This window comes from Rhodococcus sp. DMU1 (assembly GCF_012272955.1).
Classification (GTDB): Bacteria; Actinomycetota; Actinomycetes; order Mycobacteriales; family Mycobacteriaceae; genus Rhodococcus; species Rhodococcus aetherivorans.
On sequence record NZ_CP050952.1, the window covers coordinates 4197977 to 4222374 of the forward strand.

Annotated in this window: 24 protein-coding genes; 10 read left to right on the forward strand and 14 right to left on the reverse strand. The window is 71.8% G+C overall.

Annotation, left to right across the window (positions count from 1 at the left end; translation table 11 throughout):
* Nucleotides 1-63: 63 nt before the first annotated feature.
* Together HFP48_RS19050 and HFP48_RS19055 are read right to left on the reverse strand one after the other, a co-directional pair.
* Complete coding sequence (locus HFP48_RS19050) at nucleotides 64-507, reverse strand: hypothetical protein (RefSeq protein WP_168579874.1); 444 nt, start codon at nucleotides 505-507, stop codon at nucleotides 64-66.
* Nucleotides 508-604: 97 nt separating this feature from the next.
* The gene (locus HFP48_RS19055) at nucleotides 605-1402 is read right to left on the reverse strand and encodes a hypothetical protein (RefSeq protein WP_168579875.1); all 798 of its coding nucleotides are present in this window, start codon (nucleotides 1400-1402) and stop codon (nucleotides 605-607) included.
* 41 nt (nucleotides 1403-1443) lie between these two features.
* Between HFP48_RS19055 and HFP48_RS19060 the strand changes: the two genes are divergently transcribed.
* Nucleotides 1444-2442 carry a GNAT family N-acetyltransferase gene (locus tag HFP48_RS19060; RefSeq protein WP_168579876.1) on the forward strand — a complete coding sequence of 333 codons (999 nt, stop codon included), beginning with the start codon at nucleotides 1444-1446 and terminating at the stop codon, nucleotides 2440-2442.
* A gap of 16 nt (nucleotides 2443-2458) precedes the next feature.
* Here the strand turns inward: HFP48_RS19060 and HFP48_RS19065 are convergent, their stop codons facing one another.
* Nucleotides 2459-3283: an alpha/beta hydrolase gene (locus HFP48_RS19065; protein WP_168579877.1), complete on the reverse strand. Its 825-nt coding sequence runs from the start codon at nucleotides 3281-3283 to the stop codon at nucleotides 2459-2461.
* 115 nt (nucleotides 3284-3398) lie between these two features.
* Between HFP48_RS19065 and HFP48_RS19070 the strand changes: the two genes are divergently transcribed.
* The 3 genes from HFP48_RS19070 to HFP48_RS19080 all read left to right on the forward strand — a co-directional run bounded on the left by HFP48_RS19070 (nucleotide 3399) and on the right by HFP48_RS19080 (nucleotide 5458).
* Nucleotides 3399-4037 (forward strand): TetR-like C-terminal domain-containing protein, encoded by a 639-nt coding sequence (locus tag HFP48_RS19070; protein ID WP_246872437.1) that lies wholly within the window; start codon nucleotides 3399-3401, stop codon nucleotides 4035-4037.
* A gap of 66 nt (nucleotides 4038-4103) precedes the next feature.
* Nucleotides 4104-4457 (forward strand): GntR family transcriptional regulator, encoded by a 354-nt coding sequence (locus HFP48_RS19075; protein WP_006930948.1) that lies wholly within the window; start codon nucleotides 4104-4106, stop codon nucleotides 4455-4457.
* Complete coding sequence (locus HFP48_RS19080) at nucleotides 4454-5458, forward strand: DUF1648 domain-containing protein (protein WP_168579878.1); 1005 nt, start codon at nucleotides 4454-4456, stop codon at nucleotides 5456-5458. The genes HFP48_RS19075 and HFP48_RS19080 overlap by 4 nt, the downstream gene beginning before the upstream one ends.
* Before the next feature lie 153 nt (nucleotides 5459-5611).
* Here the strand turns inward: HFP48_RS19080 and HFP48_RS19085 are convergent, their stop codons facing one another.
* Nucleotides 5612-6994 (reverse strand): PLP-dependent aminotransferase family protein, encoded by a 1383-nt coding sequence (locus HFP48_RS19085; protein WP_168579879.1) that lies wholly within the window; start codon nucleotides 6992-6994, stop codon nucleotides 5612-5614.
* Between the two features lie 87 nt (nucleotides 6995-7081).
* Here HFP48_RS19085 and HFP48_RS19090 point away from each other — a divergent pair, with 87 nt between their 5' ends.
* Nucleotides 7082-8308: a benzoate/H(+) symporter BenE family transporter gene (locus HFP48_RS19090; RefSeq protein ID WP_246872439.1), complete on the forward strand. Its 1227-nt coding sequence runs from the start codon at nucleotides 7082-7084 to the stop codon at nucleotides 8306-8308.
* 120 nt (nucleotides 8309-8428) lie between these two features.
* A complete protein-coding gene (locus HFP48_RS19095) occupies nucleotides 8429-8893 on the forward strand; it encodes a GNAT family N-acetyltransferase (protein ID WP_006930966.1) in 465 nt (154 codons plus the stop codon).
* 470 nt (nucleotides 8894-9363) lie between these two features.
* Here HFP48_RS19095 and HFP48_RS19100 read toward each other — a convergent pair whose 3' ends face one another.
* On the reverse strand, nucleotides 9364-10932 hold the full coding sequence (locus tag HFP48_RS19100) for an HD domain-containing phosphohydrolase (RefSeq protein WP_161996437.1): 1569 nt from the start codon (nucleotides 10930-10932) through the stop codon (nucleotides 9364-9366).
* Nucleotides 10933-11069: 137 nt separating this feature from the next.
* Here HFP48_RS19100 and HFP48_RS19105 point away from each other — a divergent pair, with 137 nt between their 5' ends.
* Both HFP48_RS19105 and HFP48_RS19110 read left to right on the forward strand, forming a co-directional pair.
* Nucleotides 11070-11801, forward strand: coding sequence for a hypothetical protein (locus tag HFP48_RS19105; protein WP_161996438.1), 732 nt, complete (start codon nucleotides 11070-11072; stop codon nucleotides 11799-11801).
* Nucleotides 11802-11876: 75 nt separating this feature from the next.
* Entirely contained in the window at nucleotides 11877-12284 is a 408-nt protein-coding gene (locus HFP48_RS19110) for a hypothetical protein (protein ID WP_239010578.1), read from the forward strand.
* Nucleotides 12285-12343: 59 nt separating this feature from the next.
* Here HFP48_RS19110 and HFP48_RS19115 read toward each other — a convergent pair whose 3' ends face one another.
* From HFP48_RS19115 to mftA, 7 genes are read right to left on the reverse strand one after another with little or no spacing between them, the layout of a single operon-like run.
* On the reverse strand, nucleotides 12344-14314 hold the full coding sequence (locus HFP48_RS19115; protein ID WP_161996440.1) for a mycofactocin system FadH/OYE family oxidoreductase 2: 1971 nt from the start codon (nucleotides 14312-14314) through the stop codon (nucleotides 12344-12346).
* Nucleotides 14311-15123 carry a mycofactocin-coupled SDR family oxidoreductase gene (locus HFP48_RS19120; RefSeq protein ID WP_050035571.1) on the reverse strand — a complete coding sequence of 271 codons (813 nt, stop codon included), beginning with the start codon at nucleotides 15121-15123 and terminating at the stop codon, nucleotides 14311-14313. Before HFP48_RS19120 ends, HFP48_RS19115 begins: the two co-directional genes overlap by 4 nt.
* Nucleotides 15124-15160: 37 nt before the next feature.
* Entirely contained in the window at nucleotides 15161-17059 is a 1899-nt protein-coding gene (locus tag HFP48_RS19125; RefSeq protein WP_006930975.1) for a mycofactocin system FadH/OYE family oxidoreductase 1, read from the reverse strand.
* Nucleotides 17060-17074: 15 nt separating this feature from the next.
* Nucleotides 17075-18250, reverse strand: a complete 1176-nt coding sequence (mftD, locus tag HFP48_RS19130; protein WP_006930976.1) for a pre-mycofactocin synthase MftD — start codon at nucleotides 18248-18250, stop codon at nucleotides 17075-17077.
* Nucleotides 18251-18285: 35 nt separating this feature from the next.
* Complete coding sequence (mftC, locus tag HFP48_RS19135; protein WP_006930977.1) at nucleotides 18286-19533, reverse strand: mycofactocin radical SAM maturase; 1248 nt, start codon at nucleotides 19531-19533, stop codon at nucleotides 18286-18288.
* A gap of 52 nt (nucleotides 19534-19585) precedes the next feature.
* Entirely contained in the window at nucleotides 19586-19879 is a 294-nt protein-coding gene (gene mftB / locus HFP48_RS19140) for a mycofactocin biosynthesis chaperone MftB (protein WP_235431229.1), read from the reverse strand.
* Between the two features lie 26 nt (nucleotides 19880-19905).
* Entirely contained in the window at nucleotides 19906-20001 is a 96-nt protein-coding gene (gene mftA, locus HFP48_RS19145; protein WP_065922321.1) for a mycofactocin precursor MftA, read from the reverse strand.
* A gap of 124 nt (nucleotides 20002-20125) precedes the next feature.
* On the opposite strand from mftA, the gene mftR reads away from it, so the two are divergent.
* Nucleotides 20126-20785, forward strand: a complete 660-nt coding sequence (gene mftR, locus HFP48_RS19150; RefSeq protein ID WP_050035573.1) for a mycofactocin system transcriptional regulator — start codon at nucleotides 20126-20128, stop codon at nucleotides 20783-20785.
* Nucleotides 20782-21591, forward strand: coding sequence for a mycofactocin oligosaccharide methyltransferase MftM (gene mftM, locus HFP48_RS19155; RefSeq protein ID WP_050035574.1), 810 nt, complete (start codon nucleotides 20782-20784; stop codon nucleotides 21589-21591). The genes mftR and mftM overlap by 4 nt, the downstream gene beginning before the upstream one ends.
* Nucleotides 21592-21680: 89 nt before the next feature.
* Here the strand turns inward: mftM and HFP48_RS19160 are convergent, their stop codons facing one another.
* Together HFP48_RS19160 and HFP48_RS19165 are read right to left on the reverse strand one after the other, a co-directional pair.
* On the reverse strand, nucleotides 21681-23315 hold the full coding sequence (locus HFP48_RS19160) for an anibiotic ABC transporter (protein WP_168579880.1): 1635 nt from the start codon (nucleotides 23313-23315) through the stop codon (nucleotides 21681-21683).
* A complete protein-coding gene (locus HFP48_RS19165; protein WP_006932880.1) occupies nucleotides 23312-24274 on the reverse strand; it encodes an ABC transporter ATP-binding protein in 963 nt (320 codons plus the stop codon). Before HFP48_RS19165 ends, HFP48_RS19160 begins: the two co-directional genes overlap by 4 nt.
* Nucleotides 24275-24398 lie beyond the last annotated feature (124 nt).

A 24398-nucleotide genomic window follows, 5' to 3' on the forward strand; every position in this document is an offset into this window, starting at 1 on the left:
GCATCGAACCGACGCTGGTGCCGGCGGTCGGCCCCCGATCGCCTCGGGGGCCGGGGAGGACGGTCAGTGTGGGGCGGCGGTCGACCCACCGGATCGATTGCCGAACGGATGGCGCCAATCGGTTGAGTTGGACGGCGAGCCCCCGGGCGGCGGCGGGACGGCGCTGCCGGGCTGCGGTGCGGAGGGCTGCGGTGCGGAGGACCGGTCGTACTCGTGCCTCGCGGCGGTGGTCTCGAGGCGGGATTCTTTCAGTTCGCGGCGAGCGAGCCGACCTCGACGCGAGGTCCGCTGCGCACCGGCGAGCAGGAGACTCAGCCCGACCGCTCCGATCGCACCGACGACGATGCCGTAGAGGAACAGTGCCCCGGTCGAACCGGTGACGTGGTACCCGAAGACGACGAAGCTGTCGTCGGTCAGTGCATGGGCGGCGCCGGTGTTGCCCAACACCCCGGCCACACCGATGATCACGGCGGCGAGCAGAACGACGAGTCCGAAGATGATGAGCATGACGGCCTCCATGGCCAGGGGAGTGTGTATCTCTCCAGTCAACGCCGGGTTCTCACCGTTGTCGACCCGGCTGTCGTGGAAGTCGTTGCTCCTGCCGCTAGCCGTCGAAGCCGCTGTGGGCGGCCCAGCCCGACGCGGCGAACGACTGTCGCAGGGCGGCGCGCAGGTCCGCTTCACCCGCAAGGGCTTTCATCGCGGACCGGTACTCGTGCGGGCGCCGGCCGACGAGTGCGGCGAACCCGGCACAGTGGCGCAGGAGCGCGGCGAACAGCGCCTCCTGGGACTGCAGCGGCAGCGGCGGCGCCCCCGGCGGCGCGAGGGCGCCCCACTTCGAGACGTACACGCCGAAGGACGCCGGCCGCTGTCCGCCGTCGATCTCCAGCCGGCACTCGTCGGCGGTCACGGTGCGTCGCGTGTAGTTCGGCTCCGTCGCGTCGAGGCACGCGAGCTGGTCTCGGTCGAGCAGCGACGCGAACACCGGGGTGCGGGTCCCCGGCCGCCGGAACGCGGTCGCCGCGACGTAGCCGGCCACGCTGACGTGGGCGCTGTGCCCGACGGCGATGCCCACGACCGTCGCGCGCAGGAACGGCACGGTGGTGTCGACGTTTCCGGCCGTGAACTTGCGCCGCACGACCACCGGGCACGCGTTCGAGCCCACCGCGACGACGAGGTGCCGGTCGCCGACGCCGGCGACGCCGGCCCGGCGCAGCGCCTCGTCGAGCGTCGAGTCCTCGCGCCCGTCCAGCCGTGCCGCACCGAGGCCGGCTCCCGGCAGGGGACGTGCCCGGTGATAGCCGTCCTCCCGGAGCAGGCCACTGCCCGGCGCGGCCGTCCCGGGATAGAGCCAGGGGGCGGCCGCGAAATCACCACAGTCCGTTCCGGCGGCAGAAGCCACCTTCCCAGTATGGCGCCGCGAACGCGCGGTACCCTCCGGCCGTGCAGATCGAACCGCGTCCCATCGACGACGCCGAGGTGCAGTCCCTGATCGACGAGGTGCAGCTCGAGTACGTCCGTCGCTACGGCGGACCGGACCACACGTCGCTGCATCCGGAGGAGTTCACCCCGCCGCACGGCGTCTTCCTGCTCGCCCGCGGCGGCGGTGCGCCGGCGGGGATCGGTGGCTGGCGGGCCCGCGACTCGGCGCATCCGGGACTGCGCGACGGCGACGCCGAGATCAAGCGCATGTACGTGCGGGAAGGCGCCCGCCGCCGGGGCGTGGCCCGACGGATCCTGGCCGAACTCGAACGCACCGCCGTCGAGGCGGGCCGGCGTCGGATGGTGCTCGAGACCGGCACCGAGCAGCCCGAGGCTCTCGCCATGTATGCCGCCGCCGGATACGAGCCGCTGCCCGAACGGTTCGGCAAGTACGCGTACTCCGCATCGTCGCTGTACTTCTTCAAGGACCTCGCGCTGCCCGGCGACGACGCGCCCCGCGTCCGTCCCGCACTCGCGGCGGAGCTGCCGGTTCTTCAGGACATCGAGCGCGCGGCCGGCCGCGCGTTCGCGGACCTCGGAATGGACGCCGTCGCCGCCGACCCGCCGCCCACGCTCGAGGAGCTGCACGAGTATGTGACCGGCGGGCGCGCCTGGGTGTGCCTCGACGGCCACGACCGCCCGGTGGCATACCTGCTCGCCGATGTCGTCGACGGCACCGCCCACATCGAGCAGGTGTCGGTGCATCCGGACCATGCTCGCCGCGGGCTCGGCCGGGCCCTGATCGACCACCTCGCCGGCTGGGCGCGTGTCCGCGAACTGCCCGCCCTGACGCTGACCACCTTCGCCGACGTCCCGTGGAACGGGCCGTACTACCGGCGGCTCGGCTTCCGGTACCTGCGCGACGACGAACTCGGCCCGGGGCTGCGGCAGATCCGGCGCGACGAGGCCGCCGGGGGTATGGACCGGTGGCCCCGCGCGGCCATGCGACGCGAACTCTGAAGTTCTGCAAGACGTCTCACGTACGGCGCGGTACCGCGGCGGCCCAGAATCGCCGCACCAGGTCCGTCGTCTCGGCCGGCGCCTCGAGCGGTACGAGGTACGCGGCGCCGTCGACGACGGCGCAGGACCCGTCGGGTAGCAGCAGGCTCGCCGCGCGTGCCTGCTCGGGCGTCCAGCCCTTGTGATCGCTGCCGGTGACGAACAGGGTCGGGACCGACACCCGTGGGAGCCGCTCGGTGAGGTCGGGCCGGTGCAGCGAGATGGAAACGACGGCGTTGCGCAGCGCGGCCCGGTCCGCGCGGACGAGACAGTCCTCGACGAGTGCGACCGCCTGCGGGTCGCGCTCCCTCGTTGCGGCGGAGAGCAATACGTTCGTCACGCCGGACCGGATGAACCCGGCGGCGCCGAGCGTCCTGTAGGCGGCGAGGAGGAACAGCGTGCGCGCGTGCTCCGCCCGGTTCAGCGCCTGGACGGGCGTTCCCAGCGTCACCAGCGTCCGGCACCTCGACGCCGTGTCGGTCGCGAAGACGATGCCGACGTGGCCGCCCCAGGCGTTGCCGACCCAGTCGACGGGTTCGTCGATACCGAGGGCGTCGAGCACGGTGACGGCCGCCGCGGCGCATTCCCCGGTGGTGTAGCGCCGGCCGGGGTCACCGCTCGCCCCGTGCCCGGGACCGGTGACCACGACGAGGCGCCGGTCGACTCCCAGCGCGTCTTCGACTCTGCTCCATGATCTTTCGTCGACGAACAGGCTGTGCCAGAGCACCGCGGGCCGGCCCTCCCCGTGCACGCGGACGGCGAGTGGACCCACCTCGGTCGAGATCTTCTGCATCCGTGTCATGACCGCCACCACCTCCGGTGCGACTCGGGTTGACACTGTCAATTGCTATGGTCCCGCGGTAGGTTGACACTGTCAATGCGCGGAGCCGCGCACGCCGGGAAGGGCTGGTGGACGGATGACCGACACGCTCGACGAACGGCTGCTCCGAGCCGCGCTCGAACTGCTGAGGGAGCAGCCGGCCGAACGCCTCAGCCTCCGCCGGGTGGCGCAGCAGCTGGACGTGAGCCACCAGGCGCCCTACGTGCACTTCGGGAACAAGCGCCGGTTTCTCGCGGCCGTGGCGGGCACCGGGCTGCAGGGCGCCGCGGCAGAGGCGGCCGCCGCCGTCGAGGCAGCCGGATCCGATCCACGGTGCCGGCTGCACGCGCTCACCGACGCCTACCTGCGGTTCGTCCGGGAGCGCCCGCACGTGCACGACCTGGCCTACGGGCCCACGGTCGACAAGGCCGATCACCCGCGCCTGCAACAGGCGGCCGCCGACTACTGGCGTCTGCTGCGCGACACCGTGGCGGCCTGCCAGCCCGAGGGTGTCGAGGAGGCCGAGGTGCTGCGGCGGTGCGCTGCCACGTGGGGCACCGTCTACGGCATCGCCCGGCTGACCACCCTGCACCAGATCCCCGCGTCGGTCCCCGGCGACCGCGACGGCCTGTTGCACGAGGCCGTCGACGTGCTCCACCGGGGCTGGCAGGCCGGCGACTCGGCCGGGATCCCGGGACAGGACCCGTCTTCCCCGTCGCCGCCGGGTCGCCGGTGACCGCACCGGCCCGATGCCGCCGTTAGCCGACTTGTTCTATTTCAAATAGAACAATATGCTTGTCCCGTGCTCATCAGACTGGACCCGAACTCGCCGGACCCGTTGTTCGTGCAACTGGCCGCGGCCGTGCGCGGCGCGGTGGCCCGGGGCGAGGTCCGGGCGGGCGAGCGCCTCCCCGGCGCGCGCGACCTCGCCGCATCGCTCGGCCTCAACGTCCACACCGTGTTGCGGGGGTACCAGCAACTGCGCGACGAAGGCCTGGTGGAGCTGCGCCGCGGACGCGGCGCGGTCGTCACCGACCGCGCCGAAACCGGGCATGCCGCTTTGCATTCCGCCGTCGCTCAGGCCGTCGCGCACGCCAAGCGCGTCGGCCTGAGCGCCGACGATCTCGTCGACCTGATCAGAACGGAGTACCGATGACAGACGATCCCGGCACCGACCGGCGCCCCACCGGCCGCATCCTCCTCAGCTCCACGGCCGCACCCCTGGCCGTCGCCGCCGCGGGCGCACTCGTGCTCCGGAGCTGGCATGCGCAGCTACCGGATCCGATCGCAACACATTGGAACCTCGACGGCACCGCGGACGGATTCGCCGGCCTCCCGGCGACGATCGCACTGTTGCTCGGGTTCGGTGTCCTGTTCGCCGCCCTCGGTTTCGGTCTCGCCCGGGCCGCCGACACCGACCCTGCCCTCACCCGCGCGGTCGCCGCGACCGTCACGGGGACGGTCGCTTTCGTGACCGCCCTGATCGTGCTGGTCACCGGCTCTCAGCGGGGACTCGCGGACGCCGCCGCAGCCTCGCCGCCGGGGGCGTCTCTCCTCGCAGCACTCGGCATCGGCGTCGCCCTCGGGGTCGTTGCCGCCGCGGCGGTGCCCCGGTGGTCGCGCGGACCTGCCGCTCCCCCGGCCGCCGATGCACCGCGAATTCCCCTCGGCGCAGACGAACTCGTCGCGTGGACCCGATCGGTGGCCACCGGCAACGTCACGACGATCGTGCTCGTCGCGGCGATCGGTATCGTCGCCGCCCTCAGCGTGCTCACACGCCTGTGGATCCTGCTGGGCCTGGCCGTGCTGCTCGCCGTGCTGGTCGCGCTGACCTGCTCGATCCGCGTCACCGTCGACGTCCGCGGGGTCACCGTCGCGGGCCTGTTCGGGTGGCCGCACCTGCACACCCCGCTCGGTGCCATCGCCTCCGCCTCCGTCACCGACGTGGCACCGCTGAAGCACTTCGGGGGCTACGGATACCGCATGGCGGTACTGGGCCCGCTGCGCGGCGCCCGAGGGTTCGTCCTGCGCGGCGGCCCCGCGCTGGTGCTGCACCGGCGCGACGGCGCACGCACCCTGGTCGTGGTCGACGATGCCGCGACCGCCGCCGGCCTCGTCAACGCCCTCGTCGAGACAGGACCGAGGCACCCCCAGTAGATTCCCGTGGAACATCTCACCTGCGGGCGGCGGAGAGTCCGGCACCGTCGATCATCCGCCGGCCACCACGTTGAGCGATCCGAGCTGCACAACACATCAACAACCAACCGGGCGCAATTCCCGGCGCGGGACGCTGCTTCGCACCACCGAACCTCACCGCTGGAGGATTTCGGAGAGCCGCCTGATGCCTTCGGCGATCTGGGCTTCGGTTGCGGCCCCGTAGGAGAAGCGCAGGAACGGTGCGGGTGGTTCGTCCACGAAGAAGTGACTCCCGTCTCCGATGAGTACCCCGGCCGCGTACGCGGCGGTGCAGATCTCGCGGGTATCTGCGCCCTGGGGCAGCCTGGCCCACAGGTGAAGGCCACCGCGCGGGACGCACGGGATGCGGATGCCGGGCGTCGTGGCGTGGATCGCGGAGGCAAGTGCGTCGCGTCGCGTCGCGAGCTCTGCGCGCAGGCGTTTCAGGTGCCGGGGCCACGCATTCGAGGTCAGGAGACCGCAGGCGATTTCCTGCACCAGCGGCGCGACGCAGAGGTCGTCGGCGGTGCGAGAGGCCCGGAGCCGTTCGCCTGCCGGGCCGCGCGCGATGACCGCGCCGAGCCTGAGACCTGGGGAGGCAGGCTTCGAAAGGGTGAGGATCGATACGACGTGTCCGTGGGGATCTTCGGTGAAGAGGGGGGGTGGGGCCTGTCCGTCGATGCCGAGGTGTCTGGCCCAGTCGTCCTCGATGATGAACGCGCCGTGTCGGGCGGCGAGTTCGAGCACCTTCTTCCGGCGCTCTGCACCGAGGACCGCTCCGGTGGGGTTCGCGTAGCTCGGCTGGAGGTAGACCACTCGCGCTCGCGTGCGTTCGAGTTCGTCGGCGAGACGGTCGACCAGGATCCCGTCGGCGTCGGCGGGTACCGACGAGAGGTTCAGGCCCGCGCTCTGCGCAGCGAGGATCGCGCCCGGATAGCTCGGGCTCTCGGTGATGACCGCCGACCCCGGCTCGGCGAGTGTGCGCATCGTGAAGACGAGGCCCTGCTGCCCGCCGGAGACCACAAGCACGTCGTTCGGGTCGGCGCGGTATTCGGAGGCGAGGATCCGCCGCAGTTCCGGCGATCCCGCTGGCGGCGTCATCATCCAGGCACGACCGCTCTTCGCCGCACGCGAGCCGATGCGATGCAGTTCCTCGTTCGGCTGTAGTTCGGGGGCGAGGTATCCCCAGGAGAGCGGGATGTGGTCGGGAGTACCGTAGCCGCCCAGGCGAGCGGCCCGGTCGGCGTCTACTCTGGCGCGGCCGAGCGCCTGAGACTGCCAGGAGAAGTCCGGTTCCGGTAGTCGTTCGCGGCCCGCCACGAACGTTCCCCGTCCGGGCTCAGCCCGGACCAGCCCGAATGCGCTCAGTTCCGAGAGAGCTGCCGAGACGGTGGCTGCACTCGCCGCGAACTCTCCGGAGAGTTCGCGGACACCCGGCAGTTTCTCCCCGATATGCATCGTCGCGATCCGCTGGCGGAGGCGTGCCGCAATTTCCGACGCTCTGTTATCATTCGACATGACGCTAGTGAATAACGTTACTCAAATTTCCGCAAGATTGTTACGCCATCGAGCGGGCGTGACGTCGGCAGTCTCGGCGGCACACCGATGAGCCGGGCTTCCTCTGTGCTGCGGGATGTCTCAGTCTCCGCGGTCGTCGCAGGCTTCCTCTCGGCGCTCATCAACTTCGCAGGCCCGTTCCTGATCGTGCTCGAAGCCACTCGCGCAGCGGGTCTGAACGAGGCGCAGACCGCGTCGTGGGTCTGGGCGGTCGCGATCGGCAACGGCGTGTGCAGCATCGCGCTGAGCCTGTTCACCCGTATCCCGGTGATCGTCGCTTGGTCGACGCCCGGAGCGGCGCTGCTGATCGCCTCGCTCGGCGGCTTCTCGTTCACCGAGGCCGTCGGCGCGTTCCTCGTCGCCTCGGTCGCCGCCGCAGTGGTCGGGTACACGGGCTGGTTCGGCCGGCTACTCGCCAGGGTGCCCGGCCCGGTGCTACAGGCTCTGCTCGCCGGGATCCTGCTGCCCTTCGTCGTGACCGCAGCGGGCGCCTTCACGAGCGCGCCGCTGATCGCGGGGAGCATCGTCGTCGCCTTTTTCCTCGGCAAGCGCTTCTTCAACCGATACGCAGTGCTCGCCGGACTCGTCGCCGGGCTCGCGGCGACCGGGGCGACCGGGTCGTTCCGCGAGGTCGCGCCGTCGCTCGCGCTCGGCGGCCCTGTGTTCACGATGCCGGCATTCACCCCGGCCGCGCTCGTGAGCATCGCGCTGCCGCTGTTCATTGTCACGATGGCCTCGCAGAACGCACCCGGGCTCGCACTGCTCCACTCGCAGGGGTACGAGCCGAACGACCGCCTGCTCGTCGGTGCCATCTCGACGGTCTCGGCGATCCTCGCGCCCTTCGGCTGTCACGGCATCAACCTCGGCGCGATCACGGCGGCGATCGCGCTCGGCCCCGAGTCGCATCCGGATCGCGCACAGCGTTACATCGCGGGCCTCTCGGGCGGCCTCACCTATCTGCTCGTCGGCTCGTTCGGGGGCGTGCTCGTGGCCGGGTTCCAGGCGATCCCGAGCGAAACGGTTTCGGTTCTTGCTGCCGTCGCCCTGCTGGGCTCTGCCCTCACCGCACTGAAGGGGGCAATGGGCGGCGATACCCGCACCGGGATCGCGGCCCTGACCACGCTCGCGGTCACCATGTCGGGCGTCGTGTTCTTCAGCGTCGGTGCCGCGTTCTGGGGCCTCGTCGCGGGCAGCGCCGTGTACCTCCTGCTGGCCCCACGCCAGCCGGGAACCCGAACAGGCAAGGAAAGAAAGGAGAACGCAGTGATGACGTGACCGAAGCCTGAGCGCGCCGCATCCCGCATCGAATATTCGATCCTCGCGGGCGGAGAACGCTCGGACAGTACCTGGCAGTACCGCTCTGCCGAGACCTTCAACCACCGATAGGAGCCACCCATGGCAACGACCACCATTCCGACGATCCGGCCGCTCGCCCCTGCCGACGAGTGCCGCTGGCGTGTCCTCTTCCGCGAGTACCGCGAGTTCTACAAGCTGCCCGAGTCCGAGGACATCGTCTCCCGCGCATGGGGATGGTTCATGGATCCCCGACACGAATGCAAGGCTCTCGTTGCGGAAGCGGACGGCGAGATCCTCGGGTTTGCACACCATCGCCGGTTCTCCTCGCCCTACACCGGCACCACCGGCCTCTTCCTCGACGACCTGTTCACCGACCCCGCAGCCCGAGGCCGGGGCGTCGGACGTGCACTGATCGGCCGTCTCACCGAGATGGCCACCGCCGAGGGTCGCGCCGTGGTGCAGTGGGTGACCGCCGAAGACAACCACCAAGCCCAAGCGCTCTACAACACCCTCGCCACGCGAACGAGCTGGGTCACCTACGAGGCCGAACCTTCTGCGAAGTGAGCACTGCACCATGAAACCGCTGCCGCCGGAAACCCTCCGAGTGGTAGCACAGGGCGGCGGAAATGCGAGTTGATCCATTCGCCTGTCCTCGACGGTATTGGGGCCGGCCCGGAGCCGGCCCCAATACCGTCCAGCCGTGCCCTGCCTGCGGATCCCCGACCGGTAGATCGCCGACGATGATCAGTGCGTCGACTCGTCTCCGCGCCAGACTCGAAAACCGTTGCTGCAGCACCACATCAGGCAATCCGACGGGGTGGCGGATCATCACAAGCAGTGGCGTCCACCAACCCACCTGCCGGTGTTGGTGACCGAGTTACCGGGTGAACGGCGCGTACCGGCCCGCCCGACCCGCTGAACCGTGCGCAGAGGCTACGGGCCGGCCGGGAAAACCTCGACGAGCGAACCGGGTTCGATGACGACCGGTCCGGCCGCGGTGCGGTGCTCCCGTCGCCCCACCGCGGGCCGGCGGGTCACCAGGCCAGCCCGAGATCGACGGCGGCCAGGCCGGCCCGCGTGCGGTTGTCCACCCCGAGCTTGGCGTAGACGCGCTCGACGTGGTTGCGGGCCGTCTTCTCCGCGATGCACAGCTCGTCGGCGATCTGCCGGTTGGACCGGCCCCGGGCGACGAGCCGCAGCACCTCCACCTCGCGGGCGGTCAGCCCGGCCGGCCATGGCGCGCGCCGCACCCGCCGGTGCCCGGCCGCCGTCAGCACCGCCTCGACCGCCTCGGCGTCGAGGCGCCCGCGGTGGGCCTCCTGCCGCAGGCGGCCCGCCGCGTGTTCGGGGGTGAGCGCACCGCGATGCGGCCGGGGTTCCCCGAAGCGCTGGTACGTCTCCGCCGCGGCGAGGAGGCGATCGGCGACACTCAGGTCGCGTCCGCGCACGCCGTTGGGATACCCGGAGCCGTCGAGGCGTTCGCGGTGCGTGGTTGCGACGGCGACGACGTCCTCCATGCCGGTGACGCGGCTGAGGATCCGCCCGGTCAGGTAGGGGTACAGCCGGACCCGCTCCCATTCGGCACCGGTGAGCGGACCGGGCTTCTCCCAGATCCGGTTGGACACCCCCATCCGGCCGAGACCGTGCACGAGCCCGGCCCGGTAGAGCACCTCGACGTCCGTCGCCGGCAGGCCGCGCAGGCGGCCCGCGGCCGCGGTCAGCTCGGCCACCGCCCGCGAATGCCCGAGCAGGCAGGGAACTTTCAGGTCGACGAAGTCTGCCATCGCACGAAGCAGCGTGTCGAGTTCGTCGCCGGCGAGGACGCGCGCACGGTCGGGCGCCCGATCCAGCGCCGCCGCCCACGCGTCCTGCTCGAGCAGACCGTCGGTGAGTTCGCCCGCGGCCTCCTGGAACACCCGCGCCACCCGCGGACAGAACTGGGTCCCGCTGCGCGCCCGCGCGACCTCGACGGCCCGCCCCGGTCCGCCGGCCCGCAGATGGACCTCGGAGACCTCCGCGAGGTGCACGATGTGCATCTCGAGGGGGATGTCGTCGCCGCGCACACCCGCGGGCAGCCCGGCGCCGTCCCACCGTTCGAACGCGTAGGCCAGGGCCGCGCCGACCTGCCGGTCGAGCCCGACCCGGTCGGACAGCGTCCCCGCCGAGGCGCAGTGCGAACCGATCAGCTCGGCCATGCGACGGCGGGCGGTCAGCAGGAACGCGACGACCTCGACCCCGCGACGCGCGCCTTCGAGCCCGCGCCCGACGTGGCTGGTCAGCATCCGCAGGAACGGCAGCCCCCTCATGTCGACCCCGTAGGTATCGGCGCGGAGTGCGATGTCGTCGCCGAACAGCTGCGCCAACTCGTGCGAGTCCGCGTGGCAACCGATCCAGGCGACGAGGTTCGCGTAGTAGACGACGGCCTGCTGCCGTGCGTCCAGGCCCATGCGCTCGGCGATCCGTCCGGCCAGCACGGCGGACCGCAGCATGTGCTCCATCGGCTGCCCCAGGCCCAGGTCGATCGCCAGGGACAGCGCCGCGAGCAGCTCGGCGCGCCGCGGCCCGTCCCGCGGGCCCGGAGACGACTCGCTCCTGCGCTGCACGGCCCCATTGTCCTCCGCCGCCTGAGCCGGGGCGCCCGGCCGGACGGATGCCGAAGATGAGGCATCGGCCCCATGCTTCCGGTCACGACGCGGCGCACGATCGGGAGGACCGTATTCGTACGCCGAGGGAGGACGAGATGAAGACCACACCGCAGGAAGCCGCCGAGGAGCCCCGCGCCCTGCCCCAGGTCGCCGGCGAGCGGTTCACCGGGTATGCCGTGATCGGGGCGCCGTTCGCCAGCGGGCACTGTCTGGCGCTGCGCCGGTTCACCGCCGGGTCGGTGGGCCCCGCCTTCACCGCGGTCTGGCACCGCGACCCGCAGGGCCACTGGACCGTCTACAGCGATGCCGCGCCGGAGCACGGATGCGCCCGCTACCTCGGCGCCGCCCTCACCCGGACGGTGCGCACCGACGTCGCTGCCGAGTGGACCGGCCCGTCCCGGTTGCACATCACGGCGGGCGACGACGTCGTCTGGGACGTGCGGGTGTCCTCGTCGCCGGCCACCACCCTGGCGACCCTGGCCGGCCGGCTGCTGCCGGGTGGGGCGCGGCACAACCCCGCGGTCCTGGCCGCCGTGGCGCGCGTCGCCGGCCCGGTCCTGGGCGCCGGCCGGATCCGGCTCACCGGCGACGTGCCGAACGGACAGTGGTTCCGCGCCGCACCGCGCCGGTTGTGGTCCGCCCGCACCCTCGCCGCGGTGGTGGGCGGCGTCGACCTCGGCGCCGACGGGCCGCTGCCCGAACAGGAGCGGCTCGGCGATTTCCGGATTCCTCAGCGCGCCCTGTTCGCGACCGTCGATGCCTGGTTCGAGCCGTTCGATCCGCGGCGGCACGCGCCGGCGTCCCCGGGCGGTGCGCTCACCTGCTGACCCGTGCCGGCACTTGCGCGTGCGATGATCTTGTGGACCATCGAGGGGGTGCCATTGTCTGAAAGCATCGTGCCGGTGACGGGTAGACGAACCACGCGGGGGGCGTCCGAGGACCCTGTGTACGTTCCGCTGCGCAGCATCTCCGAGGCGGCGGCGACGCTGCAGGAGTCGGTGGCGCGGCAGAACGCCACGGACTACTACGAGGTCCGCGCGGCGATGGATGCGGAGTACTACTGGCGCGCCGTGGTGCAGACCTTTCAGATCGCCGACGAGTCGTTCCTGCACGCCTCGCGCGGCACCCAGGACGGTGCCGACATCTCGGCCCACGTCATGGCCCGCGCCGCGGACTGGGTGGCGAGGACGGAACTGGCCGTGGAGGGCTCCCGGATGTACGGGGCGCTGGTCGCATTCACCCAGGGTGTGGGCGACGGGTACGCGGCGGTGGAGTCGTGGGCCGACGCCACCAAGCGAGCGAGCCGATAGGCCGCTGCGCGGCCGGTGCGTCCTTTGGGTTGCTCCTGCCGCCCAAAGGACGCACCGGGCTACAGCCCCACCGCCGCCCGCTCCCCCTCGACGATCGCGGCGTGCGCCCGTCGCGGCGTGACCGCGTCGCCGATCCGCACGACGTGGAAGGCACTGTCGCGCAGCGCTACCCAAAGATCGTCCACGGGGGCCTGATGGGTGGCCACGACCACCGCGTCCACCGTGCGGGTGTGCGCGACGGCGGTCGGGTGGTGCCACAGCGCGACGTCGAGCCTGCCGCCGGTCTCGGTGACGGCGGTGACGAGCGTGTCGGTGAGCTGCGCGATGCCCTCGGCGTGTGCCCGGCGGGTCCAGTCCTCCATGTCGAGGGTCAGGCCGAGGTCCTGTCCGACGATCATCCCGGCCGTGCAGACCGTGACCGCGGCGCCGCGGCCGGCGAGCAGTGCGGCCACCGACGTCGCCTGGTGGAAGCCGAGGTCGTCGACGACGAGGACGTCGCCCTGCGGGGACACGCGGCCGTCGAGCACGTCGCGGACGTCGACGACGAGCGCGGTGTCGCCGGCCCAGTCCGGGCGCCGCGGGCGCGCCCCGGTGGCGACGACGACCGCGTCCGGTCGGTGCTCCTGCACGAAGGCGGCATCGACGTGCACGCCGATACGCACATCGACGCCCGCGCGGCGGCATTCGACCTCGAGGCTGTCCACCATGCCGGCGAGTTCGCCACGGCCCGGAGCGGTGGCGGCCGTGCGGATCTGACCACCCAGGGCGGGGGTGCGCTCGCACAGGGTGACCCGGTGCCCGCGCTGCGCGGCGGTCGCGGCGGCGCGCAGGCCGGCCGGTCCGCCACCGACGACCAGCACGCGCCGGCCGGGGACCGCCGGATCGGGTAGCAGCTGCGCCTCGCGGCCGGCGCGGGGGTTCTCCACGCAACCGATCCACCGGCCGAGCCCTACCCGGCCGATGCACTCCTGGTTGCAGGCCAGGCACGGACGCACGGCCTCGTCGTCGCCGGCGAGAGCCTTGGCGGCGAAGTCGGGGTCGGCGATCTGGCCGCGGACGACGCCGACGAGGTCGCAGCGCCCCTCGGCGAGGGCCGCCTCGGCCTGGGCGGGGGTGGTGAAGCGTCCGACGCCGACGACCGGCAGCCGCACCCGCCGCCGGATCGCGTCGGGCACGAACAACGCGTAGCCGTGGGGCGTGGCCATGGACGCCTCGATCAGGTGCAGCGTCTCGGTGGCCACGCCGATCGAGGTGTTCAGGTAGTCGACGTGCCCGCTGTCTTCGATCATGGCGGCGACGGCGACGGCGTCGTCGAGGGTGATCCCGCCGTCGGTGCCGTCGTGCCCGCTGAGGCGGACTCCCACGACCAGGTCGGACCCGACCGCCGCGCGCAGTGCCCCGACGACCTCGAGCAGGAACCGCGCCCTGTTCCGGAGCGGTCCGCCGTACCGGTCGGTGCGCAGGTTGGTGCCCGGGGACAGGAATTGCCGCACGATCGACGCCTGCGAGCACTGCAGTTCGACCCCGTCGAATCCGCCGGCACGGCAGTGCTCGGCGACGCGGGCGTACCCCTCGACGAGGTCGCGGATCTCGTGCTCCTCGAGCGCCTTGGGCACCTCCCGGAACAGCGGGTCGGGCACGGCGCTGGGCGCCCACAGCGGCAGGCCGGTGTACATGCCGCAGCCCTGGGCGCCGTTGTGGTTGAGCTGGGCGAAGATTCGCCCGCCGCGGGCGTGCACGGCGTCGGTGATCCGCCGGTACCCGGGCACCACCGCGGGGTCGTACCCGCGGATCAGCTTCTCGTAGGGCCGGTCCGTCGGGTGCACGGTGTGCTCCTCCGAGACGATCAGCCCGGCTCCACCGCCGGCCCGCGCCGCGTAGTACGCGGCGTGCTGCGCGGTGGGCAGCCCGTCCTCGGCGAAGTTGGTCAGGTGCGCGGAGAACACCACCCGGTTGCGCAGCGTGACCGGGCCGAGCCGCAGCGGGGCGGCCAGCCGTGGGTGCGGTCCGGCGGAGCAGGTTTCGCTCACACCTTCGAGTTCCCCTGGTCGAGGGCCATCTGGCTGCCGGTGACGGTCCGGGCGCGGTTGCTCGCGAGATACAGCACGGCCTCGGTGATGTCGTCGACGTCGGCGATCGGCTTCTCGGTGAGGATCGGGGCGAAGCTCGGCAGCCAGTGCGGGTACTTCTCGAACAGCGTCAGCGCGCCCTGGTCGGTGCCCATCGGGGTGTTCACGCCGTACGGGTGGATGGAGTTGACCCGGATGCGGTACTCGCCGAGCTCCTTGGCGGCGCTCTGGGTCAGGCCGACGAGGCCGAACTTCGCGGCGGCGTAGTTGGCCTGGCCGGGCATGGCCTTCAGCCCGGCGACGGAACTCACGACGATGATCGACCCTCCGTTGCCGGCCTCGATCATGGCGGGCGTGGCGGCCTTGAGGGTCTTGAAGACGCCGGTGAGGTTGATGTCGATCAGTTCCTCGAACTGCTCGTCGGGCATCTCCCAGAAGCGGTTCCAGTTGCAGATGCCCGCGTTGGCGACGACGACGTCGAGGCGGCCGAACTGGGCGACGCCGTCGTCGACGACGGACTTCAGGGCGGCGCTGTCGCGCACGTCGGCGATGCGCGCGTGGATCTTCGCCCCCTCGGCCTCGACGAGCTGGACGGTCTCGTGGAAGTCGGCTTCGGTGACCGGGGCGTAGGAGTTGTACTCCGAGACGGGACCGGCGATGTCGACGCCGATGATCGACGCGCCCTCCCGCGCGAACCGGATCGCGTGGTTGCGTCCCTGACCGCGCGCAATGCCGGTGATGAACACGACCTTGCCGTCGAACTCGCCCATTCGTCGATCCTTCCGATCCGCAGCAGTCTGCAACAGGTTACAGTTCGGATCCGAGCGTGTGACCCTCCCGTACCGCCTGGTGGACACTTCGAGGCGCGAGGCAGTCGCCGATCCGTGTCAGCCCGGTGCGGTACAGGGTGTCCTCCGGCAGCCCCGGGGCGCAGTCGACGAGCAGCGCGCCGGCGACGTCGGTGCGCCGCCCGGTCAGCCGGTGCTCGAGTTCGACCGCGTCGGCGCCGACCCGTCGCACCGTGACCCCGAGGTGCCGGGCGACCCCGGCCCGCTGCAGCCGGGTGTTCGCCGCGACCAGGTCGCCCGTCGGCGCGAGCCGCGACCCGGCGATCGGGTCCGTCGTGGCGTACGAGACGGTATAGCCCTGGGCGGCAAGCTGTTCCGCGATACCCACCGCCACGGGACCCCCGACGGGATCCCACACCACGACCGGCCGCACGGCGATCGGGCCACCGGCCAGCAGGCCGGCTGCGGTGACGTAGTGGCCCTCCTCGGCCGGGTACTCGGGGGGCCGGTCCCGGCTGCCGGTGGCGAGCACGACGGCCTCGCCCGCGGCCACGGCGTCCTCGAGTTCGCCGGCGGTGACGGCACGACGGGTGTCGATCCGCACGCCGAGCGCGCGGCAGCGGGCCTCGAGCCAGTCGACGAGCGCGGAGAGCGTGTCGCGTCCCGTGCCCACCGCCGCGGTGCGCAGCATCCCGCCGACGCGTCCGGCGCGCTCGACGAGGCGGACCCGGTGACCGCGCTCCGCGAGGACCCGGGCGGCCTCGAGCCCGGCCGGACCCCCACCGACCACGAGGACGTCCCGCGCGGCGGCGGCCGGAGGCTGCGGCGCGCGCGTCTCGTGCCCGGCCTCCGCGTTGCCGATGCAGCCGACCCGGGGATTGCGGAAGTCGCGCACCAGGCAGGCCTGGTTGCACAGCACGCACGGCCGGGGCGAGCGGCCCTCGCGCACGGCGGTGACGAGGTCCGGATCGGCGATCTGCGCGCGGGTCATCTCGACGAGGTCGCCCACCCCCTCGGCGAGGGCGCGCTGCGCGGCGGCGGGGTCGACGACGCTGCCCTGCAGGACGACGGGGACGGCGCCCGCCACCGCGTCACGGACGGCGCGGCACAGTCCGGCGTTGAACCCGGCCGGCGTGTGCGCGTCGGGCCGGTACGCGCCGGGGGCGTAGAGGCCGCCTCGCACGACGGTGAGCAGATCCAGGTCCGGCGCGAGGTCGCGGGCGTGAGCGGCGGCGTGCTCCGGGGTGATGCCGGCCCAGGGCGCCTCCTCGTCGCAGCTCAGGCGCAGCGCAAGGATCCGCCCGGGGCCGAGTTCGGCGCGCACGGCCGCGACCACCCGCCGCAACAGCAACGACCGGTCGGCGCCGTAGCGGTCGGTGCGCCGGTTGGTCAGGCCCGAGAGGAACTGGCGCAGCAGCGCGGTCGGCCCGGCGTCCAGTTCGATCCCGTCGACATCGGCGGCGACCGCGACCGCGGCGGCGGCGCGGAATCCCTCGATCACCGCATCGATCTCGTCGTCGCCGAGTTCCATGGGCAGTTCCCGGACCGCGGGGTCCGCCACCCGCGACGGGGCCCACAGCGGTGCCTGGGTCCACGCGCTCGAGCCCTGCAGCCCGGCGTGGCCGAGGCCGGCCAGCACCAGGGTGCCGTGCGGCCGGCAGGCGGCGACGACGGCGGCCCATCCGGGACCGCACTCCGCGGCCAGGGGTGCCCGCTCGTAGGGCTGGTCGTGCGGGTGCACGGAGGCGACCTCGGTCACGAGCACCCCCGCGCCACCGCGCGCGCGGCGCTCGTAGTACGCCACGTGTTCGGACGAAAAGGTCCTCCCCACACCGAGATTGGTTTCGTGCGGCCCGAAGAGCACCCTGGCCGGCGCGTGGCGTCCGGCCAGGGTGATCGGTTCGGTGAGGGTGCCCATCGGCAGGTGGACCGCTCAGATTCCGAGGTCGCGCCGGAAGCCCGGCGGGACGACGATGTCGTCGGGGGTCAGCTCGTGGATCGACGTCTTGCCGAGGCCGATGAGCGCGGACCCGATGCCGCCGGCGAAGATGTCGAGGACGTTCTCCACGCCCGCCTGCCCGTTCGCGGCGAGGCCCCACAGGTAGGCGCGGCCGATCATCACGGCCTTGGCGCCGAGGGCGAGGGCCTTGACGACGTCGCTGCCGCGGCGGATGCCGCCGTCGAGCAGCACCTCGATGTCCTTGCCGACCGCCTCGGCGATCGCCGGCAGCGCCCGGATCGGGGCCGGCGTGCCGTCGAGGTTGTTGCCGCCGTGGTTGGACACCGAGATCGCGGTGACGCCCGCGTCGACGGCGCGCTTGGCGTCGTCGACCCGCATGACGCCCTTGAGCATGAACGGCGCGTCGCCCCACTGCTCCCGCAGCCACGCCACGTCCTCCCAGGTAGGCAGCGGGGTGCCCATCCACTCGCCGTAGGCGCCGAAGAACGTCGGGGCGCTGCCGCCGGGCGGGGTCAGGTTCGGGGTGGTCAGGTCCGGCACCTTGCCGGTCTTCGCCCAGTCGAGCAGCCAGCTCGGCCGCAGGATGCCCTCGGGGGCGAACCGGAACATGGCCTTGAGGTCCATCTTCTCCGGAATGGCGGGGCTGCCCCAGTCGCGGCCGCTGGAGAACGACCAGTCCAGGGTCATGATCAGGCCCTTCGCGCCGGCGGCGCGGGCCCGCTCCATCCGCTGGACCAGCACGTCGCGGCTGCCCACCCAGTACATCTGGAAGAAGGTCTTGTCGTTGGCCGCGGCGACCTCCTCGATGGACTTGCTCGCGAACGAGCTCAGCCCCATCGCGGTACCGCGGGCCGCGGCGGCACGGGCGACGGCGACCTCGCCGTCCGGATGCACCGCCTGCACGCCGGTCGGGGAGATCACCACCGGCAGGGCGATGTCCTGACCCATCACGTGGGTGCCCATCTCCCGCTTGTCGGACAACCCCGCCACGTGCGGGGCGAAGCCGAGCTCGCCGAATGCCGTCAGGTTGTCCTCGACGGTGATGCCCTTCTCGGAGCCGGCCACGAGGGCACCGTAGACGGACCTGGGGAGCTTCTTCTTCGCCCGTTGCTGCGCGACCGCAACGGTTTCGAACCATTCCTTGGACATGGATCTGCCTCTCCTACTTGCACGAACGGGGCCGGCTATTGCATTCCGGCGAGCGGGTTTTCGTCGCAGGCCCGCGACGGCGGGCGCACCATCAGCTGCAACGGGACGGGCGCGCGGGGGGTGCGGCGCTCACCGGTGCGCGAGTGGTCGACGCTGGACTTGGGCACGGTGCGGTCGGCGCTGAGCGCGGATTCGCCGTAGCCCTGGACGCATTCGGGATCTGGCCCGTCCATCGGCAGACCGGTGAAGAACTTCGCGGCCATGCAGCCGCCGCGGCACGAATCGTAGAAGGTGCACTTGCTGCAGGCCCCGCCGGTCTGCGGCGACCGGAGTTCGGTGAAAAGCTCGGAGTGCTGCCACACCTGCTGGAAACCGCCGTCGGACAGGATGTTCCCGGCAAGGAACTTGTCGTGGATGGCGAAGGGGCAGGCGTACACGTCGCCCACGGGGTCGATCAGGCACACCACCCGGCCCGCGCCGCACAGGTTCAGCCCCGGCAGCGCACCGGCGCCGTCGCTGCCACCGAAGGCGGACAGGTGGAAGAACGAATCGCCGGTCAGCACACCCTCGCCGTGTGCGACGAGCCAGTTGTAGAGCTGCCGCTGCTGCTCGTGGGTGGGGTGCAGGTCGTCCCACACGTCGACGGCACGGCCGGAGGGACGCAGGCGGGTGATGCGCAGCGTCGCGCCGTACTGGTCGGCCAGGGCCTTGAACTCGTCGAGCTGGTCGACGTTGTGCCGGGTCACGACGACGGAGATCTTCGCGTCGCGGAATCCGGCCTCGGCGAGGTTCTCGAGGGCACGCACGGCCATCGCGAACGAGCCGGGGCCGCGCACGGCGTCGTTGACCTCGGCGGTGGCGCCGTCGAGGGAGATCTGCACGTCGACGTAGTCGGAGGCCGCGAGACGCGCGGCGACCTTCTTGTCGATCTTGACGCCGTTGGTGGAGAACTTCACGCCCACCTGGTGCTCGGTGGCGTAGTCGACCAGCTCCCAGAAGTCCGAGCGCACGGTCGGCTCTCCGCCGCCGATGTTGACGTAGAACACCTGCATACGCTGCAGTTCGTCGATGATCGCCTTGCATTGTTCGGTGGTCAGCTCGCGCGGATCACGCCGGCCGGACGAGGACAGACAGTGCACGCACGACAGGTTGCAGGCGTAGGTCAGCTCCCAGGTCAGGCAGATCGGGGCGTCGAGACCCTTCTCGAACTGGTCGACCAGGCGGCCGACCTTGGGCGGGCCGGAAGCTTCTCGTACTGCGGCGGATTCGAGCACAGAGGTCATGGGCTGCGTCCTCGTCGGTGGGGCGGGCGGGCGGGAGGGGGACCGGCGGGGTCTAGGCCGGCACGATCATGTGGGAGTCGGCCAGGGTGGCCAGCGCCCGCAGGTACGGACGTGCAGCCGACTCGTCGATTCCGTGCGCGGCGAGCGCGGCCCGCACGGACGGATGCTGGTGCAGGGATTCGACGATCTCGACGATCGTGATGTTCTTCAGGAACGAGAGCTTGCGGGTCCCGAAGTGGTAGAGCAACGCCCCGAACGGCTCGGGGCGAAGCGCTACCTGCGGGTGCAGCCTCCACGTCGTATCCGGATCGAACCCTGCCGAGTCGACCTTCTGCGCGTCGAACACTGTGGTGGCGGCGTCGGCGGACACGATCAGTACACGCCGCACATGCCGTCGATGGACACCTCTTCCACGAGGGACTCCTCGACCAGGTCGGACTCGACGACGGTGTTGTCACGATCGGACATCAACTACCTCCTCGGATGGGGACTCCACGAGCGGAGCCCGGCGTCACAGACCCGTTGCGCTGTGACTCGGTTCACCACTGTAATGGCATCGAGTGCACAATGTCACCCATGGAAGGCTCACACCATGCGTAGCCGCCGGAAACCGTCCGCTCGGATAGGTCGCCGCCCCTCCACCACGAGAGAGGGACTGAGCGCGATCGGGATCGAACTGTTCCGCGCCCGGGGATTCGACGAGACCAGCGTCGACCAGATCGCCGAAGCCGCCGGAATCGCCCGCCGCACCTTCTTCCGGTACTTCCCGTCCAAGAACGCGGTGCCGTGGGGCGACTTCGACGGCCACCTCGAACAGATGCGCGCCCACCTCGACGCGCTGCCGGGCCACGTCCCCCTCGCCGAGGCGCTGACCTCGGCGCTGCTCGACTTCAACACCTTCCCCGAGTCCGAGGCAGCGCTGCACCGCGACCGCATGGACCTGATCCTGCGGGTACCGGCGCTGCAGGCGTACTCGGTGGTGATGTACGAGGGCTGGCGCCGGGTGATCGCCGAGTACGTCGCGCGTCGCGTCGGCGCCGCCGCCGACGACCATTTCCCGCGCACCGTCGGCTATCTCGTGCTCGGTGTGGCGATGGCGGCGTACGAGCAGTGGCTCGCCGACGACTCGCTCGCGCTGCCGGAACTCTTGTCCGCCGGCATGCGCGCCCTCTACAGTGGCCTCGACGCGGCCGTCCCGTCGCCCGACGGTCCCGACGCCTCCCCCTCCTCGAAAAAGGCTGCGCTGCAATGACTGTGCTCGACTCACTCGCCCCCTGCCCGCCCGGCCGGTGGTCCCACGCCCACGTCACCGTCGAGAAGGTGAGCTCGGGCCCGATCGCCCTGCGCCGCGAGGGCGACCGGCTGCACGTGACCCACTCGCTCGGGCCCGACGACCTGAGTGAACGTCTCGTCGCCGGGGTCACCGCGTCGATCGCCGGCAGCGACCTCGGACAGGAGGAGTTCGAGTTGACGATGGTCGGGCTGGTGCGCTCCACCCTGCCCGACGCCCTCGACGCGTGGGTCACCTACTACCGCAACTCGCTCACCGAACTGCTGGACGGCACCGCCGGGTTCGCCCCGATCCACGACAAGGCCGCCGAACTCGTCCGCGGCCGCGTGCTGGATCTCGGCTCCTGCTTCGGATTCCTCCCCCTGCGCCTGGCGCGCGCCGGGATCGCCGTGACCGCCACCGACATCCTGCCCGGCACCATGACCCTGCTCGACGCCGTCGCGCCGCGACTGGGCCTCGAGGTGGACACCGTCGTGTGCGACGCGGCCCACGTGCCCGTTCCCGACGACAGCGCCGACACCGTCACCGCAATCCATCTGCTCGAACACGTCGACGCCGCGACCGGTGCGGCCGTCGTCGCGGAGGCGCTGCGCATCGCCCGGGAGCGCGTGGTGATCGCGGTGCCGTTCGAGGACGAGGCCACCGCCTGCCACGGCCACGTGCGCACCTTCGACCTGCCCGCCCTGCGCACACTCGGCGAATCCACGGGTCTCGCGTTCGAGGCGTTCGAGCACCACGGCGGCTGGCTGGTGCTCGACGCGCGCTGATCCCGAGTCGGCCTCCTCCGCAGTGACCGAATGTCACATCGCGGCAGTCGGATCGCCGCGATGTGACATTCGGTCGCCGCCGCGGGCGGTCACTGGACGACGAGGTCGCGGCGGCGCATCGCGCTCACACCCGCCGTCGCGGTCGCCACGGCGACGAGCAGCAGCACCAGCAGCGGCAGCGGGCGCATGTCCGCGGCCGGCAGGGCCGGGACGTGGACGAACGGCGACAGGTCCAGCACCGCCTGGGGCAGGTCCAGCAGGGCGCCGAGCTGCCCGATGATCAACCACACGGCGAAGACGCCCCATGCGACGCTCGACGCCCGGCGCGGCGCCACCCCGACACACAGCACCGCCATCGCGCCGACCAGGAGCACGGCCGGCACGAACGCCAGCGCGGCGGGCAGCAGATTGCCGAGCGGACCGGTGATGTCGCCGATCGTCATTCCGTAGGAGACGGCCAACGCGACGCCCGTGACGACCTGCAGCACAATCACTCCCACCGTCACCACGGCGATGTGCGCGAGCATCCACGGCACCCGCCCGAGGGCCGTCGACAGCACCGGCTCGACCCGGCCGGACGTCTCCTCCCCGTGCATCCGCAGCACCGCCTGCACCGCGTATCCGCTGGCGAACAACGCCATCATCAGGAAGATCATCGCGAAGTACGCGTCGGTGATCGCCTCGGCCCCGCCGCCGAGCTGCTTCATCATGTCGGCGACGGCACCCTCCTCGTCGAGGAAGTTGTCCATCTCGTTCGCGACACTGCCGTAGGTGGCGGCGAGGACCGCAATGCCGAGCGCCCACCACATCAGCGTCGTGCGCTGCACCCGCCACGCGAAACCCACGGCGGTGGGCAGCCACGTCGCCGCCCGGTCCGGCCCCGGCCGCGGCTGCACCAACCCGGCTCCGTGATCCCGCCTGCCGGTCAGCACGTACGCGGTCCACGTCGTCGCGGCGGTGAATGCGGCGAACAGCAGCAGGATCCACCACGCGTCCACGTCGTACGGCCGGATCTGCTGCGCCCACCCGATCGGTGACAGCCACGACAGCCACATGCTCGTGACGCTGACCCCGCCCGGGTCGACGGTGCCCGCGCTGTCGCCGACGGCGCGGAGCAGGAACGCGACCCCCAGCGCCGCGCCTGCCAGCCCGTTCGCGGCCCGGGCGCCCTCGGCGACCTGCGCGGTCACGGCCGCGACGGCCGCGAACGCGACACCGGCCGCCCCGGTGGCCGCTCCGAGCGCCAGAGATCCGGACAGCGGCAGTCCGAAACCGAGAGAGACGACCGTGAGCAGCAACGCGAGCGCGACATTCGCCGCGGCGACAACGATCAGGGCGGCGGTGAGCAGGGCCCGCCGACCGACCACATTGGCCCCGACCAGTTCGGCGCGGCCGGTCTCCTCGTTCTGCCGGGTGTGCCGCACCACGGCCATGGTGCTCATCAGGCCCGCCGCCAGCGCCAGGAACAGCAGCGTCTGGGCCGCGACGACCGCTCCGAGGCTGTCGCCGGAGACCAGGCCGTTGGTGGCCAGCACCACCGGGGACACGGCGGAGCTGACGGCGATGAGGTGCAGGTCTTCCTGCGCCGGATAGAGCCCCTTCAGGCTCGACACCGAGATCGCGTAGACGATCGTGATCGCGGCCAGCCACACCGGCAGCTGCACGCGGTCGCGGCGCACCGCCAGGCGTACCAGCCGGCCGGTACCGACGAAGGCGGCACTCATGCGCCGGCTCCCTCGCCGGCGGCCGGCCGGCCGTGCGCGAGCCGCTCGCCGGGCAGGTGGATGTGCTCGCCCGGCAGTTCGTCGCCGTAGTGCCGCAGGAACAGCTCCTCCAGGGTGGGCGGGGTACTGGTGAGCGACGTGATGCCGAAGCCGAGCAGCTCGCGCAGCACCGGGTCCATGTACGCCGTGTCCACCTCGCACCGCACCCGCAACCCGTCCACCTGCAGGTCGTGCACCCCGGGCATCGTGTCCAGCCCGGCCACCGGGCGCACGGTGTCGGCCACCACCGAGGTGCGGGTCAGGTGCCGCAGTTCGGTCAGCGTGCCGGATTCGACCGTGCGGCCCTGCCGGATGATGGTGACCCGGTCGCACAGCGCCTCGACCTCCGCGAGAACGTGGCTCGACAGCAGCACCGAACACCCGTCGGCGACGGCCTCGCGGACGCAGTCCCGGAACACCTCGTCCTTGAGCGGGTCCAGGCCCGAGGTGGGCTCGTCGAACAGGAACAGCTCCACGTCCGAGGCGAGCGCGGCGACGATCGCGACCTTCTGCCGGTTGCCCTTCGAGTACGTGCGGGCCTTCTTGGTGGGGTCGAGCTCGAAGCGTTCGAGCAGTTCGGCTCGGCGGCGTTCGTCGATGCCGCCGCGCAGGCCGGCGAGCAGATCGATCGCCTCGCCACCGGTGAGATTGGGCCACAGATTGACTTCGCCGGGCACGTAGGCGAGCCGCCGGTGCAGGTCCACCGCGTTGCGCCACGGGTCGCCGCCGAGCAGTTCGGCCCGGCCGGAATCCGCGCGCAGCAGCCCGAGCAGGACGCGGATGGTGGTGGATTTCCCGGAGCCGTTCGGGCCGAGGAACCCGTGTACCTCGCCCCGGCGGACCTCGAGGTCGAGGCCGTCGAGAGCGCGGGTGGTTCCGAACGACTTGACGAGCTGTTCCACGGAGATCGCCGCCGACATGCTGCCGAGGCTACGCCCCTACCGGCGTCGGTGTGGCGACGAATCGCGGAGAGGGCGGGGTCGGGTGAACCTTCGCAAATCGGTCGCCTAGGCTTCGCCGGGATCACTGGTTTCGAGGAACGGC

What these genes read in the sequence shown, in the direction of transcription:
- HFP48_RS19165 (WP_006932880.1), bottom strand. Translation starts at nt 24,274, where the DNA reads ATGTCGGCGGCGATCTCCGTGGAACAGCTCGTCAAGTCGTTCGGAACC.
- mftM (WP_050035574.1), top strand. Translation starts at nt 20,782, where the DNA reads ATGACTGTGCTCGACTCACTCGCCCCCTGCCCGCCCGGCCGGTGGTCC.
- HFP48_RS19160 (WP_168579880.1), bottom strand. Translation starts at nt 23,315, where the DNA reads ATGAGTGCCGCCTTCGTCGGTACCGGCCGGCTGGTACGCCTGGCGGTG.
- HFP48_RS19050 (WP_168579874.1), bottom strand. Translation starts at nt 507, where the DNA reads ATGCTCATCATCTTCGGACTCGTCGTTCTGCTCGCCGCCGTGATCATC.
- HFP48_RS19085 (WP_168579879.1), bottom strand. Translation starts at nt 6,994, where the DNA reads ATGTCGAATGATAACAGAGCGTCGGAAATTGCGGCACGCCTCCGCCAG.
- mftA (WP_065922321.1), bottom strand. Translation starts at nt 20,001, where the DNA reads ATGTCCGATCGTGACAACACCGTCGTCGAGTCCGACCTGGTCGAGGAG.
- HFP48_RS19080 (WP_168579878.1), top strand. Translation starts at nt 4,454, where the DNA reads ATGACAGACGATCCCGGCACCGACCGGCGCCCCACCGGCCGCATCCTC.
- mftD (WP_006930976.1), bottom strand. Translation starts at nt 18,250, where the DNA reads ATGTCCAAGGAATGGTTCGAAACCGTTGCGGTCGCGCAGCAACGGGCG.
- HFP48_RS19105 (WP_161996438.1), top strand. Translation starts at nt 11,070, where the DNA reads ATGAAGACCACACCGCAGGAAGCCGCCGAGGAGCCCCGCGCCCTGCCC.
- mftC (WP_006930977.1), bottom strand. Translation starts at nt 19,533, where the DNA reads ATGACCTCTGTGCTCGAATCCGCCGCAGTACGAGAAGCTTCCGGCCCG.
- HFP48_RS19095 (WP_006930966.1), top strand. Translation starts at nt 8,429, where the DNA reads ATGGCAACGACCACCATTCCGACGATCCGGCCGCTCGCCCCTGCCGAC.
- HFP48_RS19125 (WP_006930975.1), bottom strand. Translation starts at nt 17,059, where the DNA reads ATGGGCACCCTCACCGAACCGATCACCCTGGCCGGACGCCACGCGCCG.
- HFP48_RS19065 (WP_168579877.1), bottom strand. Translation starts at nt 3,283, where the DNA reads ATGACACGGATGCAGAAGATCTCGACCGAGGTGGGTCCACTCGCCGTC.
- HFP48_RS19120 (WP_050035571.1), bottom strand. Translation starts at nt 15,123, where the DNA reads ATGGGCGAGTTCGACGGCAAGGTCGTGTTCATCACCGGCATTGCGCGC.
- HFP48_RS19070 (WP_246872437.1), top strand. Translation starts at nt 3,399, where the DNA reads ATGACCGACACGCTCGACGAACGGCTGCTCCGAGCCGCGCTCGAACTG.
- mftR (WP_050035573.1), top strand. Translation starts at nt 20,126, where the DNA reads ATGCGTAGCCGCCGGAAACCGTCCGCTCGGATAGGTCGCCGCCCCTCC.
- HFP48_RS19090 (WP_246872439.1), top strand. Translation starts at nt 7,082, where the DNA reads ATGAGCCGGGCTTCCTCTGTGCTGCGGGATGTCTCAGTCTCCGCGGTC.